General features: G+C 38.5%; 14 protein-coding genes. 9 read left to right on the forward strand and 5 right to left on the reverse strand.

Translation table 11 applies throughout. From position 1 onward, the window contains the following. Positions 1–15 precede the first annotated feature (15 nt). Positions 16–678 carry an acyltransferase gene (locus FHK89_RS01800; RefSeq protein ID WP_230656007.1) on the reverse strand — a complete coding sequence of 221 codons (663 nt, stop codon included), beginning with the start codon at positions 676–678 and terminating at the stop codon, positions 16–18. Between the two features lie 509 nt (positions 679–1,187). Here FHK89_RS01800 and FHK89_RS01805 point away from each other — a divergent pair. From FHK89_RS01805 to gspK, 6 genes are all read left to right on the forward strand, one after another. Next, on the forward strand, positions 1,188–1,976 hold the full coding sequence (locus FHK89_RS01805) for a TatD family hydrolase (RefSeq protein WP_230656009.1): 789 nt from the start codon (positions 1,188–1,190) through the stop codon (positions 1,974–1,976). 181 nt (positions 1,977–2,157) lie between these two features. Beyond that, positions 2,158–2,835 (forward strand): TetR/AcrR family transcriptional regulator, encoded by a 678-nt coding sequence (locus FHK89_RS01810; RefSeq protein WP_230656011.1) that lies wholly within the window; start codon positions 2,158–2,160, stop codon positions 2,833–2,835. A gap of 104 nt (positions 2,836–2,939) precedes the next feature. Continuing rightward, positions 2,940–3,602 (forward strand): prepilin-type N-terminal cleavage/methylation domain-containing protein, encoded by a 663-nt coding sequence (locus FHK89_RS01815; protein ID WP_230656012.1) that lies wholly within the window; start codon positions 2,940–2,942, stop codon positions 3,600–3,602. Continuing rightward, positions 3,602–4,075: a type II secretion system minor pseudopilin GspI gene (gspI, locus tag FHK89_RS01820; protein WP_230656014.1), complete on the forward strand. Its 474-nt coding sequence runs from the start codon at positions 3,602–3,604 to the stop codon at positions 4,073–4,075. The genes FHK89_RS01815 and gspI overlap by 1 nt, the downstream gene beginning before the upstream one ends. A gap of 109 nt (positions 4,076–4,184) precedes the next feature. Continuing rightward, positions 4,185–4,994, forward strand: coding sequence for a PulJ/GspJ family protein (locus FHK89_RS01825; protein ID WP_230656015.1), 810 nt, complete (start codon positions 4,185–4,187; stop codon positions 4,992–4,994). A gap of 60 nt (positions 4,995–5,054) precedes the next feature. Beyond that, positions 5,055–6,113, forward strand: a complete 1,059-nt coding sequence (gene gspK / locus FHK89_RS01830; protein ID WP_230656017.1) for a type II secretion system minor pseudopilin GspK — start codon at positions 5,055–5,057, stop codon at positions 6,111–6,113. 314 nt (positions 6,114–6,427) lie between these two features. Here the strand turns inward: gspK and FHK89_RS01835 are convergent, their stop codons facing one another. From FHK89_RS01835 to ychF, 4 genes are all read right to left on the reverse strand, one after another. Further along, entirely contained in the window at positions 6,428–7,111 is a 684-nt protein-coding gene (locus FHK89_RS01835; RefSeq protein ID WP_230656019.1) for a TetR family transcriptional regulator, read from the reverse strand. 131 nt (positions 7,112–7,242) lie between these two features. Beyond that, positions 7,243–8,670, reverse strand: a complete 1,428-nt coding sequence (locus FHK89_RS01840) for a deoxyguanosinetriphosphate triphosphohydrolase (protein ID WP_230656021.1) — start codon at positions 8,668–8,670, stop codon at positions 7,243–7,245. A gap of 231 nt (positions 8,671–8,901) precedes the next feature. Further along, entirely contained in the window at positions 8,902–9,519 is a 618-nt protein-coding gene (locus FHK89_RS01845; RefSeq protein WP_230656023.1) for an MliC family protein, read from the reverse strand. A 134-nt stretch (positions 9,520–9,653) separates the two neighbouring features. Then, the gene (gene ychF, locus FHK89_RS01850) at positions 9,654–10,745 is read right to left on the reverse strand and encodes a redox-regulated ATPase YchF (protein ID WP_230656025.1); all 1,092 of its coding nucleotides are present in this window, start codon (positions 10,743–10,745) and stop codon (positions 9,654–9,656) included. Positions 10,746–11,103: 358 nt separating this feature from the next. Between ychF and FHK89_RS01855 the strand changes: the two genes are divergently transcribed. The 3 genes from FHK89_RS01855 to FHK89_RS01865 form a co-directional block, all read left to right on the forward strand. Continuing rightward, positions 11,104–12,375 carry a hypothetical protein gene (locus FHK89_RS01855; RefSeq protein ID WP_230656027.1) on the forward strand — a complete coding sequence of 424 codons (1,272 nt, stop codon included), beginning with the start codon at positions 11,104–11,106 and terminating at the stop codon, positions 12,373–12,375. Positions 12,376–12,412: 37 nt separating this feature from the next. Then, positions 12,413–14,476 carry a CHASE2 domain-containing protein gene (locus FHK89_RS01860; RefSeq protein ID WP_230656029.1) on the forward strand — a complete coding sequence of 688 codons (2,064 nt, stop codon included), beginning with the start codon at positions 12,413–12,415 and terminating at the stop codon, positions 14,474–14,476. Between the two features lie 125 nt (positions 14,477–14,601). Then, positions 14,602–17,563, forward strand: a 2,962-nt coding sequence (locus tag FHK89_RS01865) for a tetratricopeptide repeat protein (RefSeq protein WP_230656030.1), incomplete at its 3' end; no start/stop codon positions are given.

A 17,563-nucleotide genomic window follows, 5' to 3' on the forward strand; every position in this document is an offset into this window, starting at 1 on the left:
CAGGTTGTTAAAGCTTTAACGCTCCCAGTAAATACCCGTTTTGACTATTTTGGCGGGTGTACCTGCAATCAGGCAATTGGGCGTATGGACAGGCTTATTAACAAATGCGCCAGCAGCGACAATACATCCATCGGCAATATGTACATTTTTGGAGATGGTGACATTGGCAGCTATCCAAACGTGATCACCAATATGAATGTCAGTAGTGGCATGATTGAGTCTTTGTTTGGTTTGTAGATCATATACCTTATGCACATCGGTTGCCCTGATTTCAATGCCCCGTGAGATCATACATTCAGAGCCAATGTTAACGCTTTTATCGCGTGCCAATATATAACAGTCAATGGCGGTGGTCTTTGCTGCTATTTTAATATGTAGGTTATCACCAACAATGAGTAAATGCCCAGAGAATTTCACCTCATCAGCAATATTGACAGTATTGTGATTGCCATCAATATCTATTTTTAATTGGTTAAATTTACCGTTTTTACCAATGGCTATGTGGTTATGACAGCCTTTGCGAATGGTCATGGGGCAGTGTCCAATAATATGGTTATTTGCTTCAATGGCAAATGTATTATGTTGACCATTATCAATGATATGGAAACGATTTTTATAGATTTTTTTATATAGTGATGGTTTGATGTTTCTATAGAGTTGTAGCAAATTATTATTCATAAACTGTTGAGCTCTATGTTATTGATAGTCTGTTTAGATGAAAAGTAAAGTAGAGATATAATGAACTGATACTGCACAAATTTGTGATTTGTATTAAAATAATTATTTATTATTAGGGTTTGTTGAATATTCATCTTCATAGGAAAAATTGAGACAAATTTGTCTGATTGTCTGATTGTCTTAGTCAAGGCAATGAACGCAGGTAGCTCTGGTTAATAACAGCAGGGATATGAACAAGTTCATTAACGCTTCATCATGCAAATTTAGCTAATTTTTACATAAAAGTAAAAAATAGTTATATCCCTTGTAGATATTAGTCCAATGGGGTAAATGTTCAACAGACACTAGTATTAATCATAATTTATAAAAAATTGTTTGGATAAGTTTGGACAAATTGTTGTTTATTAAAAAATTATCATTATTATATAGTTCACTAAAATGCAGTAATAAAAAAGTTATAGCTTCTATATTTTAATATACTATTACATTTATTTATAAATTGGAAACTTATGTTTACAGATAGCCATTGTCACCTAAATCGACTCGATCTGACTAAATATGATGGTAAATTGGCAGGAGCGATTGCTGCGATGAAAGCTGCCAATGTGAATCGAGCCATGGCAATCATGTGTGATATTGCCGAATACGATGATATTTATCAAATTGTACAGCAATATAGTGACAATACTTTGACATTGGGAATGAGTGTTGGTGTGCATCCATGTGAGGATTTAGCTGTACTAGAGTCTGCCACGGTAGAGCGTTTGGTTGAGATGGCAAGTGCAGATCATGTGTGGGCAATTGGTGAGACAGGATTGGATTATTATTGGAGTGATGAGAATATACAAGCGCAGCAAGCCAGTCTTACTCGTCATGTACATGCCAGTCAGATTCTAAAAAAACCCTTAGTGATTCATACTCGTGAAGCCAAACATGATACGTTAGCGGTTCTGAAGGCTGAAAAAGCAGAACATGGCATTATTCACTGTTTTACTGAAGATTGGGAGACGGCAAAGCAGGCTTTGGACTTGGGGCTTTATATTTCTTTTTCGGGCATTGTGAGCTTTAAAAATGCTCAAAGTTTGCGTGATGCTGCGCTCAAAGTTCCCAAAGATAGATTACTCATAGAGACAGACAGCCCTTATCTTGCGCCCGTACCAAAACGGGGCAAGCCCAATGAGCCTGCCTATGTGCCTTATGTCGCCAGTTGTCTGGCAGAGCTGTTTGCTATGTCTACTGAGGCAGTGGCAGAGTTGACCACGAAAAATTTTAATAATTTACTGGAACAATACCATTAAAATCGGTATGCTATAAAGTAGTTATGACTATACAGTCATAGAATAATAGGAATTTAGGGTTTAATTGACTAAGCATGATAAAACTTAGCACAGTTCTGTGACAACAATAAAACAGTAACAACCAGGTTATATCAGGTTATAAATTATATAAGATAAGTAATAATAGTTGATAGGAGTGTCCATGAGTCGACAGCAGCAATTCAAACAACGCGAAGAAAACATATTAGCGATGGCAGAGCAGTTGCTTCTGGAAACGGGCAATGGAGATATTACCCTAGATAGTTTGGCAGATCAGTTGGATTTGGCAAAAGGAACACTGTATAAGCATTTTGCCAGTAAAGATGAGTTGTATTTGCGCATTATTATCCGTTATGAAGAACAGTTGTTTTTGATTAATAAAATCGAAGATGAACCTGCTGCTGGAGTAGCTCGTATCATTTTACAACAATTATTAAACCCTCAAAAAGCTTTATTATTAAATCAGATAGAGGAAAGATTGGCGTCATCCGCCATTGGGCTGAATCGTATGTTTGGTGAATTGTATGATATTCGCCGTGCGCGTATGAAACGCTTGATTAATATCACCAGTCATTATCTACAAAGTCAAAATAGTGGTTTGAGTACACGAGATTATATGTCGACTATTTGGGCGATGGGACAAGGGGGCGCTAGTCTACTAAATTCAAGTTTTTATCAGCGTTATCTTGGAAGGCGTGATACCCTGCGTTATGCATTGGTGCAGCAAATATTAGACTTACCAAAGCAATATCCTTGTACTGACAGTGCAGATGATGACATGGCTGCTTTGGTGAATCAGATTGATTCTGAAACCAAGGCACATCAGCAATCCTCTTTATAATGAATAGATATTATTTAAAATCATATTATCGTTTATCGCAATTTTCTAAGATACAGTTTATTCAATTAAAACAGTCGTCTATTAGTATGGTTAATATGGTTAGTATGATTTTTTATTCTAACTCTGGTAATGTAAGTCAAGACGTATCTGTTGATAATAGGCAAAGTGGCTTTACATTAATTGAGATGATGGTGGTGGTGGTCATTTTGTCTGTATTTGCAGCCATGATGACCATGTCTGTTGGCAGTACTGAGAGTCGTAAAAACAGAGCATTCTATGAGCATTTAATAGACAGTTTGCAATATGTACGTCTGCTTTCAGCCGAGCAAATGCAGCCAATGGGCTTAGCGATGCAATCAAAAGTAGATGGACAAGCATCACCAGTCATTCTCAGTTTGAGCGATCCTTATGTGTTTTTGACCACAACGGCTGTCAGTAGTGGGGATCAGCCAAAAAATGCCATGGAGCTTTCTGCCATGAGTAGTGATGAAAAAAATAGTCAAAAGCCAACTTGGCAACCTGAGCCAAGTATTACCCTGCCTGAATTACCTCCTGATGTGGTACTAACCATCTCTTCTTTATCAACTCAAAATAAGTCTACGCAAGATTTGCAGCCGTGGTTTCAAGGCAATGATGTGCCTAAGGTGTTGTGGTATGGTACAGGTGAGGCTTCTCCTGTGACTATTGAAGTGCGCTATCATGATCGCTTGGTGGGTGAGGTGATTACGGTGATGCCAAATGGTCAGATTAAAGTAGGGCAGTCGTGATGCGTGAATATCGATGCTCATATTGTGCTGCACATTTCCGCTTTTTGTCAAACCAGCAAACTTTTAGCCAAAATTTCAGTCAACAAAGGCAAAAACAAGGTGGTTTTACCCTGATTGAGGTCATGGTTGCTTTGGCAATTTTGGCAGTTGTTGCTATTGTAGCAAGCCAAGCAAGTGGTACTTACCTGCGCTCAGTAGATAATCTAAAAACACAAACATTGGCACACTTTGTGGCGCAAAATGCAGGTGCAGATTTAAAAATTCATAATAAGTGGTTAACGGCACAGCAATCACAGCAGGTATCATCACAAGGAAGAGATTGGCAAGTGGTATTAGTGCCACAGCCTATGGCTGGGATTGCGGTGGAGAATTCTCTACAGATTGTTAATATTCAAGTTGCGCCTGTGATAGATGGACAAGTTAAAAACAATGTGACGGATTTAAATGTGGTTATTAAAAACCCACAAAACTAACAATGTGTATTTGTAGTCCACAAAGGTGGTTTTTTAGCTAAGCGCGCTAAGCTGAGTGAGTATTTGCCTATAGATTGCCCATAGACTATTAGACTATTTTGAGAAATTAATGACCCATTTACCTTTAGCCTCTCCTAGTTATGATCAGCGTGGTTTTACTTTGCTAGAGCTGATGGTAGCGATGACTATATTTGCTATATTGGCAGTCGCGGGCTGGCAGGTGTTTGATGGTCTTAATCGTAGCAAAGATAGAGCACAGCTACAAACAACCGCATTAAGTGAACTACAGTTTGCTTATTTGCAAATTCAAAAGGATATGGCACAGGCGATACCCTATCAGCTTGATAGTGGACTGTCTGAGGCAGCATCACCAAGCAGCTTAAATGGTTTAGCAAATGGTCAAGGGGCTATACAAGGAGCTATAGATGTGGGACACACCAATGGCTTTACCCTTGCTGCGGACTCGATAAGTTTTATTCGTTTTGCTGACCCAGACCCCCGTTATCAAAGCTCACCACTATTGGAACGTATTGTCTATCGAGTTGAAGGTAACCAATTGATTCGTCAGCGTTTTGATTCTTTAAACACTGCTGATACACAAACCCCGCTGCAAAGTATACTTATCTCAGATATATCCCAGCTACGTTTTCAAGCATTAAATCCAGAGCCTATGGCGACATTTCCAGATCCTAGCGTGACAGAAGATTCTGGTTTACCCAGTGCTAATAGTGAGGATGCAGAGAAAAAAAATGCAGCGAATAAAGGCAGTTTACCCAAAGGTATTATGATAGAGTATGGCTATCAAATGGGTGCTCAACAAGTACCCATAAGTTGGCAATTTGCATTACAGTCGACACCACCAGTAGTCGATGTGATAGCAAAACCAAAGCCTGATCCTGATCCGAAACCAGAATCCTAAGCCATTACTTTAAGCAGATAAATAAAATATTTTAATATGTCAAAAACCACAGTAAATTTTATGCTTCCAAAGCGTCAACAAGGCATGGCTTTATTGACTGTGCTATTACTGGTAGTGGTTATTACTGTGGTGGCAGGCTCGATGCTTGCCAGTCAAAAAATCGCTTTACGTAAACAAATGCTACTCTTGGATCAAAATCAAATTTTGCAAGATATTGTGGCAGCAGAGCAGATTGCCGCAGGTTTAATTGCCGCAGACATGACACTAAACAACAGTGATAGTATGCAAGATGCTTGGGCGCAAAAACCAAAACCACTACAGATAGGATCGCATAAAGTTACCCTAAATATTTATGATGCCTCACGAAAGTTTAATATCAATAACTTATATCATGATGGTGCGGTTGATGAGGCAGCCTTAGCAGCCTTTCAGCGATTACTGAGCAATGTGGGTTTAGATCCTATCCTGGCGTATGCAGTATTAGACTGGCAAGACCCAGACAATGAAACTCTTGCAGAAGGTGGAGCAGAGCGTGACGCTTATGAGGCGCAGGACAATAAAAATTCGCAATCTGTGGTGGCGAGTATTACCAACCAACCTTTTATTAGTGTTGATGAGCTCGCAGCGGTTAAAGGATTTACTCCTGCAAAGCTGGCGACGCTGAAACCTTATATTACAGCAGTGCCTTATTATTTGCCAGTTAATGCTAATACGGCTGATGCGGTGGTATTGGCATCTTTGGTAGAAGGTGGCAGCGCAGCGCAGTTTGCGCCACTGGTGAAGGCGGTACAAACACAGCCCTTTGATAGCTTGGATAATCTGATGCAAACAGAAGGGTTTGCAGGTTTGGATGAAAAAGCCAAAGCGGCTGTTCGCCCTTTACTTGCTGTAGATAGCCAAGCATTTGAGGTCTTGATTGATGTGGAAGTGGACGCTAAGCATCGCTATGCCACTACATTTATCAGCAAAGTGGCTAAGACAGATGCAGCAAATAATGGACAAGCTGACAATCAGCAGCCAGCCAACAGTGGCATAGGAGGGAACATAGGAGAGCAAGCTGCTCAGCGTGTGATTCGCCCTTATAATCGAAAATTGTGGACATATCGCCCTAATCTTTAAATACAGGTGTTATAGCAATTCGTTAAAATAACTTATCTAATTCAAAGTAACGTATTTATTTTTATTGATGGTGTTCTAAAAAGTATGCTACCCCCTCCCTATCCCTCCCCCTCAGGGGGAGGGAACTGTTCCCCCTCCCTGAGAGGCGTTAAAAAATTGCACTGCAATTTTAGCCTCGCAAGGGAATTTCTTTAAATAGAAATTCCTACAAGGAGGGGGCTAGGGGGAGGGCTGAAGCTATGGTAATTTATTAAAAATAGCCACAGCATACTTTTTGAAACACCACCTATTTATTTAAACTCAGCAACATAAAATCAGTCATCATTTAAGATGGTTTGTTCAGACGATTTCCAGTTCTCTGCTCCATAAAACAGCATTTGTGCTTGACGTGTACAGCGGTGTAGTTGTTCTTGCTTTTTTGCTTCTAAAGCTTTTTTGTCTATGTCTTTATCGAACTGTTCGCTATAGGTCAAATCCAACCAATCCATAATCCACGACATAAATAAATTTAAACCTGCAATCGCTAAAAGTTGACGATCATAGTCATCAATATGAGCAAAGGCAGGTTGCAACCCAAGATCTGCACCAACTATTTTGGCAAATAATTTGATTTGATTATCAATGGCATTACGTACCGCTTCTGAACCACCAAAACGCTCACTGACCATAAACTGCCAATAGCGTGGATGCTCATCAATTGATTGGAAAAATAATTGAATGCTTTTAGCAATTTGACGATCAAAGCTTCGGGTACGTCCGATCTGTAGGCGTTCTCCGAGTACAGAGAGTGCGGTCCCCATTTCATCTTCGACCAGTGCTTGACCGAGTTTTTCCATGTCATCAAAATGACGATAAAATGCGGTGGGCACAACACCAACTTCACGAGTTACTTGACGCAGACTAATAGAGCCAAAAGATTGACCAGTCATACACAAATCAAGTACAGCATTAAAAAAAGCGTGGCGGGTTTGTAGTTTTTTTTGTTCTCTTGAATTCATTGGACTGTATATTATGATTAATGGGCTATTATGATACTGAGTTCTACACAAAAAAACGAGGGCTAATTTTGTATTAATCTTTTAAGGTGATTCATTAAATCAACAGTAGAGAATACAGTTGTCTATCATAATTACCAGCCTGCACTATGACTACCACTTAACTCTTGAGCCAGACGATAGGCTTCGTGGTCATTCATACCCGTGATAAAATCGAGAATGTTAAGTGTATTATGATAGACATCATCGTCTAGTATACGATGATTTTGGTGCAAATGTGAGCCAATCAGCCTTAGTAAGTGTTGTTGTTCAAAATCAGCAGGCTGGTTTGATTGGGGTAATAATGCCAGCGGCATAAAGGCGCTGAGCAAGGTTTGTAAACAGCGATTTGCCATCAGCTCCATACGTATTTTGTCACTGTGCGCAAATATCTGTTCTTGCGCCAGATGCTTAGCAGCAGCAATGCCATCTCGAACATCTGCCTGACAATAATCAAACAAGCTGCTTTGTAGGGTACCTGCTAATAGTTCTGAGCCATGACGAATAAATGCTTCGCTGACTTTGTCCACCAAGCGCATCATGGCACGTCCTCTGAGAGCTGCCAGTTTTTGTGCTATGGGCGCATTATTTTTTACCTCAGGTGGTATACCACGTTTGCCTATCAGCGATAGCATCAATGCCTCAACCTCAGCGTAGGGTAACATGCGTAAATGGATACCATCTTCTAAATCAATGAGCGCATAGCAAATATCATCAGCAGCTTCAAGCAGATAGGCGAGGGGGTGGCGGGCATAGCCATCATGTATCGGAGAGATAGGAAGGTGTAGCTGTGCTGCCAGATCATGTAGTTGTTTCTCTTCACTGGCAAAACAGCCATACTTTTGGATATTCAATCCTGTTTGTGATTGTTGATTGTGTTGCTGCTTGCCATTGCTATGTGCTGCCAACCAAGGATACTTCATAAATGCACCCAAAGTTGCACAAGTTAAGCGCATACCACCTTGATTGGGGTGATGTTCATTACGTGTCAGTAAGCGAAAGCCTTGTGCATTGCCTTCATAACCCAGCAAATCCCAACGCTGATGAGCTGGAATATGTTGCAGTAATTTGGCTTGATTGGCGTGATGAAACCAATCTCTAATCGCATACTCACCAGCATGACCAAAAGGTGGATTGCCAATGTCATGTGCCAGACAAGCTGCTTGTACTATTACCCCCACATCAGCGACACTGATGCCTCGAGGTAAACCATTACTAAGGTGTTCATGAAGTTTTTCGGCGGCACGCATGCCTAATGAGCGTCCAATACAGGAAACTTCTAATGAGTGGGTTAGACGTGTGTGAATACCCAGTTGATTGGTCAATGGATGGACTTGGGTTTTTTGGTTTAATTGCCGAAACGAATGTGAAAAAATCAGACGGTCATAGTCTTTATGAAATGGTGTGCGCGATTTCTCTTTTTTCTTATATTTTTTAATGCTTCCTAAGCGGCGATCACTTAATAGATATGACCATTGTTTGCTAGGTGTTGCGACTTTACTAGCTGTCTTTTTTTTAGTCATTGTTATTATCGTATCCTATTGATTGCTATTTTTATTTAAGGATAACGTAACACATTAAAAAAGGTAGTAGCAAGCTATAAACGCAGTTGTGGTACGGTATTTACTCAATTGATTTATGACCCCTGCCAAATCCTCCCTTAAAATAAGGGGAGGCTTGGAAGAGGTTGAGCGTGATAGTAGGTAAATAACTCATGAAAAACAATTTATCAAAGCGGGTATAAGTATTGCTGTTTAAGAGTCTTTTTTACATTCAAAAAGGACTTTACCATCAGTCGCTTGTCCACCATTTACAGCAAAGCTTGATAATTGGGTTTTATCTTCACTAGTGACTTTCCAGGCGATGCCTTGATCATCTGTGAGACCGATATCAGAGCTATAGAGTGTGCCTGAGGTTGATGGAGTTTCGCTTAACTCATACTCAACACCATCAATGAGTAAATGCACAATTTTTGGTTGTTCATCATTATGATAATGAGCAAAAATTTCATTTTCTGGCTCACATGAAAATTTAGTCATATTAGCAGGGTCATGTGCGCCATGATGATGGTGTCCTTCGTGATCATGGTCATGCCCTTCGTGATCATGGTCGTGTCCTTCGTGATCATGGTCGTGCCCTTCATGATCGTGGTCGTGTCCTTCGTGATCATGGTCATGTCCTTCGTGATCATGGTCGTGTTCTTCGTGATCATGATCGTGCGCTTCCACCTCTTGGTTAGGTTCCGTTGTATTTGCTGTTTGAGTGGCATCATTTTTCTGACATGCGCTTAGCATTAAACAAGGCACAAGTAATGTTGCACATAGGGGAGAGAATAAACGTACTTTGGTTTTGCTAGTAGTGAATGAAAACATAACTGTTCCTTATTTAATATATAGAATGTTATAATATAACACGAAATTAACTTTAAAAAAGATCAATTCCAAAAATTATAGAAGTGATCTTTTTATTTTAAAATACTAACTAACTTATTTAAAGATAAAATTAATTAAACGTTAAATCTAAAGTGCATCACATCGCCATCTTGGACAATATAAGTTTTACCTTCTAAGCGTGATTTTCCTGCTGCCGATGCCCCTTTTTCTCCACCATATTCGATGAAGTCTTCATAAGCAATGACCTCAGCACGGATAAAGCCACGTTCAAAGTCAGTATGAATGACACCAGCAGCTTCAGGTGCAGTCGCGCCAACTTTGACTGTCCATGCTCGTACTTCTTTGACCCCAGCAGTAAAGTAGGTTTGCATATCAAGTAAGCTATAGCCTGCTCGGATAACACGATCCAATCCTGCCTCGACCATACCCATACTATCTAAAAAGTCTTGTTTATCTTCTTCATCAAGTTGAGCAATTTCAGCTTCAATTTGATTGCATACTGCCAATACAATGGCATCTTCATTTTTGGCATAGTCTTGTACAGCATCTAAGTATGGATTATTTTCAAAGCCATCTTCGCTGACATTAGCAATATACATGGTCGGTTTTAGGGTAATTAGCCCGTAGCTTTTAATCAGCTTTTTCTCATCATCATCGAGTCCTGCTGCACGTGCAGGTTTGCCTTCTGCTAGCAGTGGTTCTACTTTTTGAAATACTTCCAAAGCCGCTTTAGCGTCTTTATCGCCACCTTTTGCTTTTTTGTTTAAATTCAAAATGGCGCGTTCGACCGCTTCAAGATCAGATAATGCCAGCTCGGTATTAATGGTCTCGATATCATCAATGGGGCTGACTCGTCCATCAACGTGCACCACATTATCATCATCAAAACAGCGTACCACATGAGCGATGGCGTGTGTCTCACGAATATTTGCTAAAAACTGATTGCCCATTCCTTCGCCTTTAGAAGCACCAGCCACCAAGCCTGCAATATCAACAAACTCCATGGTGGTAGGTAGTACCCGCTCAGGTTTAACAATAGCAGCTAATTTATCTAAACGTGGATCAGGTACAGGAACGATACCTACGTTGGGATCTTTGGTACAAAACGGAAAGTTTTCAGCGGCAATACCCGCTTTGGTGAGTGCATTAAATAGGGTAGATTTGCCGACGTTTGGCAAGCCGACGATGCCGCAGTTAAAGCCCATGGATTGTCTCTCTTAAATATGATGTATTAACTATTAAGGTGAAAATTGGATAAAATCGGGCGTATTGTAGCAAAATAATTGTGATTCGGGGGAGTTGATGAGTAAGATGATCAGATATGTTTAATCCAAGATAAATAATATATCCAATACTTGTATCATGGTTAGTTGAGAGCAACGGCACGCTTTGTTTCAGACATTATTATTTTTATTCAGATAATGTTTTCATTAAGTGATATTATGATATATTTACAACTATATTTTGTATTAAACATTACTTAAATTGTGACTGAGATAGTCTAAAAATGAAATTCATGAATACATAGGTTTATAAATATCATTAGGTTCTGGGGGATGGAATATGCAAAAGATAACAAGATCACAGCTACTTATGGCAGGTATGATTTTAACAGTAAGTAGCTATACATATGGTGGTGAAACGACAGGGTTTCAAATTAATGTGGTTGATAGAAAGTATGGAGATAGCATATCTGTCACACCACCTAATCAAAGAAGACAATCATATAGTTACAGTATACTTAGAAATGTGCAATGGAAACGTTTACCTGTTAACACTCAAGTCTGCAATACAGGACAACGCGATATTAAGATTAGTCAAAGCATGATTGGTGTTAGCAATTCCAAAAATGTGAGTATTGCAAAAGGTAAGTGTATCAATCTTGAGGAAGATGGTATAGGTCAGTGGAGTGTAGGGCTTATAACTAGATTGATTGAAACAGTAAAAGCACCATTTTCTCGACCAACACAGGCACAAGCACATCGAAATTCTAATAGAGGTGGTAGTACCACTTCAGACGATGGTGAGTTGGACAGTTTAACTGCTTGCCTTGGTAGTTCGTCCAGTTATCAATATATACAATCAGGTCATTATTCTAGCTTTGGTATTCCTTTTAAATCAATACCAGATCAGTATTATGCTACATTGAATATATATGACTTATCTACTGATAATTTAAGCCAAGAAAAAAATAGTAATAGTAGTGAAGTTGCACAAAATACTGCAAAACAAGATGTGCAAGAACCCATGAAACAAGGTATTGAGACGATAGGACAACAAGCAGAAAAAACATTAGATTCTGCTTTATACTCTCTAACGAAAAAAAATCCTATACAAACAGTTGAAATAAAAGATAATTTTGCAATCTTTACAAATATAAAATTTGACAAAAACAAGATGTATAGTCTTACTATTAGTGATCATTTGACTGATAATAGTCAGAAAGAAGATATGATGTTAATTTATTCTATGGATATAAAAAATATAAGCAAAGAAGCCGATAATAGCTTAAATATTCCTAATTGGTATCAAGTGCAAGAAGAGTGGAAGGCGAATGATAGTTTGGCTCTTCCTCATTGGTATCAAGTGCAAAAAGGAGAAGATGTAGATAGTATAGAAAAACAAAAAAATATTATTTATCAGATTGATGTTTTTAAAAAAGATCATTCAATACTTTATCTAAATGCTATCAATCAACTTAGCATGATAGCAGCTAATACTGACGATCAACAAAATATCTCTCCACCTATTTACTCTCTACTTCATTTTTATCAACGTAGCTATTGCTCAGATATAGGACAGCCACAACAGCAACAAACAGTCATTGAGCAATAATCGTATACGGTTTTAATGGATTAAAGGGTATTTTAAAGTGAAGTCTCGGTCACCCTCCTCGTTTTTATTTAAGTTATTGATATTAGCGAAGCTGATTTTATACCCTTTTATCAAGGTGGTTAGCTGGCTATTAAAGTCAACCAAAACTACCCAATTTACCCAGCATTATTTTATTCAAACTAAAGAGCAACTCAATAATTTATCAGATTTTTCAAAACGATTTTTGATTGCAATGGCAGTCGGTATAGTTTCGTCTGGATTATTATCTCAGATGGATAAAATCACCTATGTTCATGATATTAAAGAATCAATATTTGATACAACATTGCAGGTATTTACTGAATATAGTGATAAAAAAGGGGTGTTTGATAGCGAGCCAGTATTACTGGTTATTGATGAGGAGTCTGAACAAAATAGTGAGTGGTTGCAAGATCCAGATAAACAAGCAGTAGTCAATATCTTGCAGTTGGTAGATAAAGCATATCAGCTTGGTAGCCGTCATGTATTTATTGATTTTACTTTTGAAGTAGATGAAAAAAATCTAGCAGCAGTTCAGTCTTTTATTGATAAGTATAAAGATAACCCACAACCGCTACATTTATATGTAGCTACCTCAACCATGGTAGATCCTTGTCTGCCCAACGAAGAATATTTTACCTCTATTTCAGATAATATTTGGCTACATTATCCACTACAGAGTGGCAACTTGTATATACATCCAGTATCTCCGACTTATTATCAAAGTACAGATGGGGTCGTCAGATATTGGAAGTTATTTAATGCGTTTCAATGGCACGCCTCTGATAAGCTTAATGCTAGTCAGGGAATTTCTGATAATATACCTACTGCCCATACCGCCAGTAATGATGTCATAGATGCTAACAGCCGTTGGGTATTCTTGCCTTCACCTCAGCTTGCTTATCATGTAGTAAAAAGTATTGAAGCCGGTCCAGCTCACCAGATTGCTCCAACATTAGCAAAATTACCTTGGCTACATAGTTTTGACACTGTCTCGAGTAGCAATAGTAATTTGACCACAACGGCTAGAAAAGATTTTATTAATAATACTTATGAGCAGCTCATTACGCTTAGTGATGATAATAAATTAAAGTCCTTTTGCCAGCTTGATACGACTCAACCTTGTATTGCCCCGACGTATCTAGCGAAAGATATAACTTCCATACCCAAGGGTTATGAAGCTTATAATCAACATGATTTTCAAAACCATCTTGCTAATCCAACTTCAGAACAATGCAATATAACCATCGACTATTTTGTTAATAATTTTGTGGTAAAAAAAGACAGCGATATCGTTGATAACCGTATCATATACTCGATGAAATCTTGGCAAGAAGATATCTTAAGTCGCCATGAAAAAAAATATCAATTAACCACTCCTTTAATGATGCTCCAGTCTGAATACGAGCAAGGGGCATGGCAAGATAGTCCTGTAGCGATAGGTGCAGCATATGCCAGTGCCAAAGATAATTTTCGTACGCCGATTGGAGATATGCCTGGTGTATTGGTTAATCTTAATGCGCTGGTATCATTTGATCAGTTTGGTTCTATTAGTGAGATGACACTGTGGCAGCGCATTGTATTTAATGGTCTGATTATTGTCATGGCTGCGTTGATATTTGCTAAGTTTAGTCCTAAATGGGCGACCTTTATTAATATTGGCTTGGTGATCATTTGTATCGTATTGTTTTATCACTGGATGTTTTCTCAAGGAGTTTGGTTAGAGTTTGGTTTACCCCTGTTGGCCATCAATATTGCTCAATATGTGTTTGAGTATGTGGAGCATCGTAACCAAAAAAGGCAAAAAATACGTCAAGAGTATGAGAAAAATAAGTTAGTGGAGCATAATCAGAACTTAAAACAGCAATGGTTACAAGAGACGCAACAAAAGCTGGCATTACAAGAGCAAAATCTAGATATTGAAAAACGTTTACTCAATGCACAGCAGCAGCTTAATACAGTTGAAGATAAGTATCAGCAAGAACGTGAGAGTCACCAGATGACTGAGAAAAAATTATTAGAGACTCAGCGTATATTAGAAGAGATGGTTAAAAACAGTCCTTGGGATAAGGTGGATCATTAGTAAAATATATAAGTAATACAGCTAATAGTTTAGCCAATTAAATATCCATAAGCAGCAATATAAATTCAAACATATATATTTTGAACATATGTAATATAGTTTAATCATCCAAAAGGAACAGGATAATGACGATAAAAATACGAGCGTTAGCATTGAGTATTTCGTTGATATCATCATCAGTGATGGCAGCAGATGAAGTAGAGAAACAAGATTTGGTAAGTCTAAGTGTAGAGCAGTTAACTACAAAACTACAAACTGCCCAACAAAATGAAAAAGATAAACACTCTGCCTATCTGATTGCTGAGCAGTTGTACCAAAAACAGCCTAATGAAGAAAATGCGCAGCAATTTATTGACTCCTTTATTGAACTATCAAAAGTAGAGCAACAACAATACCTTAAGTCTTATCTACCTGCATTAGCACAACTGATGCAGACCTATTCACAAAATAAATATGTTACTAGCTTAGGATGTTGGTCAGTTTTATTAACAAATCAGATTAACTTAGCAAAAGATTATTGCCAACAAGCATATTTATCAGACTATGCCTCGCCAGCAGATATTATTAATCTGGCGCATATCCAAGCAGCACAGGGTAATATGGATACTGCCAAGCAGATGTATAATCAAAGCCTTGCTATGGCTGCGACACAAGGTAATGGAGAAGATTTTGTCACTGAAGCTAAGCAAGACTTTGTTTTATTAGATAATATTTATACTCCAGTACAGGCAGAAGAGTATCAAAAATATATGGTATTGCAATGGCAACAGGTATGGTTAAATTATCAGCAATTAACTTCACAGCGTAATCAAGCTTACCAGAATCAAGAATGGAAACAGGGGTTTACAATAGCTCAGCAGCAACAAGATATCATAAAACAGCAATTTGGTGAAGAGTCACTTTATTATGCGGATATTATAGAAATAGTTGCCAATTATCACCAACGGTTAGGGCAATATAAGCAAGCTTTACCTTTATACCAAAAATCATTAGCTATTTTTGAGAAAGTATTGGGAGAGGAATATAAAAGTACAGCAACCAGTTATAACAATTTGGCTAGCTTATATGAAACTTTAGGAGATTATAATAAAGCTTTATCTTTATATCAGAAATCATTAGCTATTAGAGAGAAAGTATTGGGAGAAGATCATCCAGATACAGCAAGCAGTTATAACAATTTGGCTTTCTTATATAATAATTTAGGGGATTATGATAAAGCCTTGCCTTTATACCAGAAGTCATTAGCTATTAGCGAGAAAGTCTTTGGAGAAGTGCATCAAACTACAGCAACCATTTATACCGGTTTAGCTGGAAAATATCAAATATTAGGCTATAATGATATAGCTTTAATATTATTTCAACGTGCGTTAGAGATTCATAAAAAAATACTCGGTGAGGAGCATCCCAATACTGCATTTAGTTATGATAATTTAGCTGGGATTTATGAGGTTTTAGGTAAATATAATCAAGCTGTAGTTGCATATCAACATGCGTTAGAGATTAGAGAAAAAGTATTTGGCACTTATGATATTGTCACAGCTTCTAGTTATAATAATTTGGCTGTCTTACATAGTAGTTTTGATCGATTGCTAGCAGCCCATTATTACGCAATGTTATCTCATAAACTTTATATCTTTAATCTTGAAAGTATCTTTGCTAATCAAAGAAAACAAGCTTTTATCAAAACTAACTCCTACTATACCCCATTAGTGCTTAAAACCGCCCACAGCCTTATCCAAGCACAAGCAGACAAACCTCTACAACCCACAGCAGAAGAACTAAAATATACCCCTGAACTAAAAGCCATCACTAACACCCAAATACATCAAGACACCCTAAACGCATGGCTAAACAGCAAAGGTGCATTATATGACAATGAAAACATGCTTGCCATGCTTAGAAACAATAGTAAATACCTTAAAATTGCCAACAAAATTGATGAGATTACTCAACAAAAGCAATACCTAACTGATCTTTACAAGCAATTATTAAATAGTACTGATAATAGAAAAATTGATCCTGAACAAACAACAGAGCAAATCAACCAAGCCCAAAGCAAAATAGCAGACCTAGAAAGCCAACTTGCTGCACAAGCAGACAGCTTTCGTATAGAACTTGGGCTAAAAAACATTAGCAGCCAACAAATTGCCGACACCCTAACAGCAGACCAACTATACATAGACTTTGCCCATACCGAAGACGGCTACTACATCTTTACCCTAGACCACAACAACCACATAACCTTTGAGCGCATAAACAACAGCAGTCAAATAGATAAACTCACCCATGACCTACAAAACAGCATTCAAGACACCCAAACCCAAATTACCAGCATCAACAACAACAAAACCCTAAATAGCAGCCTCAAAACTGCACGTATCCACCAACTAAACAACCAAATGTCGCACAACAACCAACAATACCTACAACAGCTCTACCAACACCTTATCAGCGACACTAAACTAAACATCGACAGCAAAGCAGAACTCATCATCTCAGCCGATGGTGCACTGCGACTATTACCCTTTGACGCCCTTATTGACCCACAAGGACAATACCTAATCCAAAGTCATCGTATTCGCTACATACCCAGTGGCAAAGAATGGTTACGCCTACACAAACAGCCCAAACATACCATCCCCAACAAAGACCTGACCATATTTTATAACCCCGACTACCACGACACCAAGCACAAAGATGAAGCAGACAACCGACAAGCCATCACCCGCAACACCGATATTAGCAGTAACACCAGTTTAAGAAATCTAACCTTTAATGACCTCCCCGGCACCCAACAAGAAGCCGAAGACATCATTGCCACCCTAAAACAGCACCAAGGTAAGATACAAAGCTATAGCCGTGAACAAGCCAATAAAGACAACCTGCTACAGACCAAAGACAGCAAACTATTACACATAGCCAGTCATGGATTTTTTATCAATGACCCAGAAATTGACAACCCCATGCTCAAATCAGGAATAGCCCTAACAGGAGCAACAGCAAATAGCTACACTGGCAAAGTTACTGCCTTAGACCTGATGGGCATACAACTAGATGGCACAGACATGGTAGTACTCTCAGCCTGTG

This window comes from Psychrobacter sp. I-STPA10, assembly GCF_021012795.1.
Lineage (GTDB): Bacteria > Pseudomonadota > Gammaproteobacteria > Pseudomonadales > Moraxellaceae > Psychrobacter.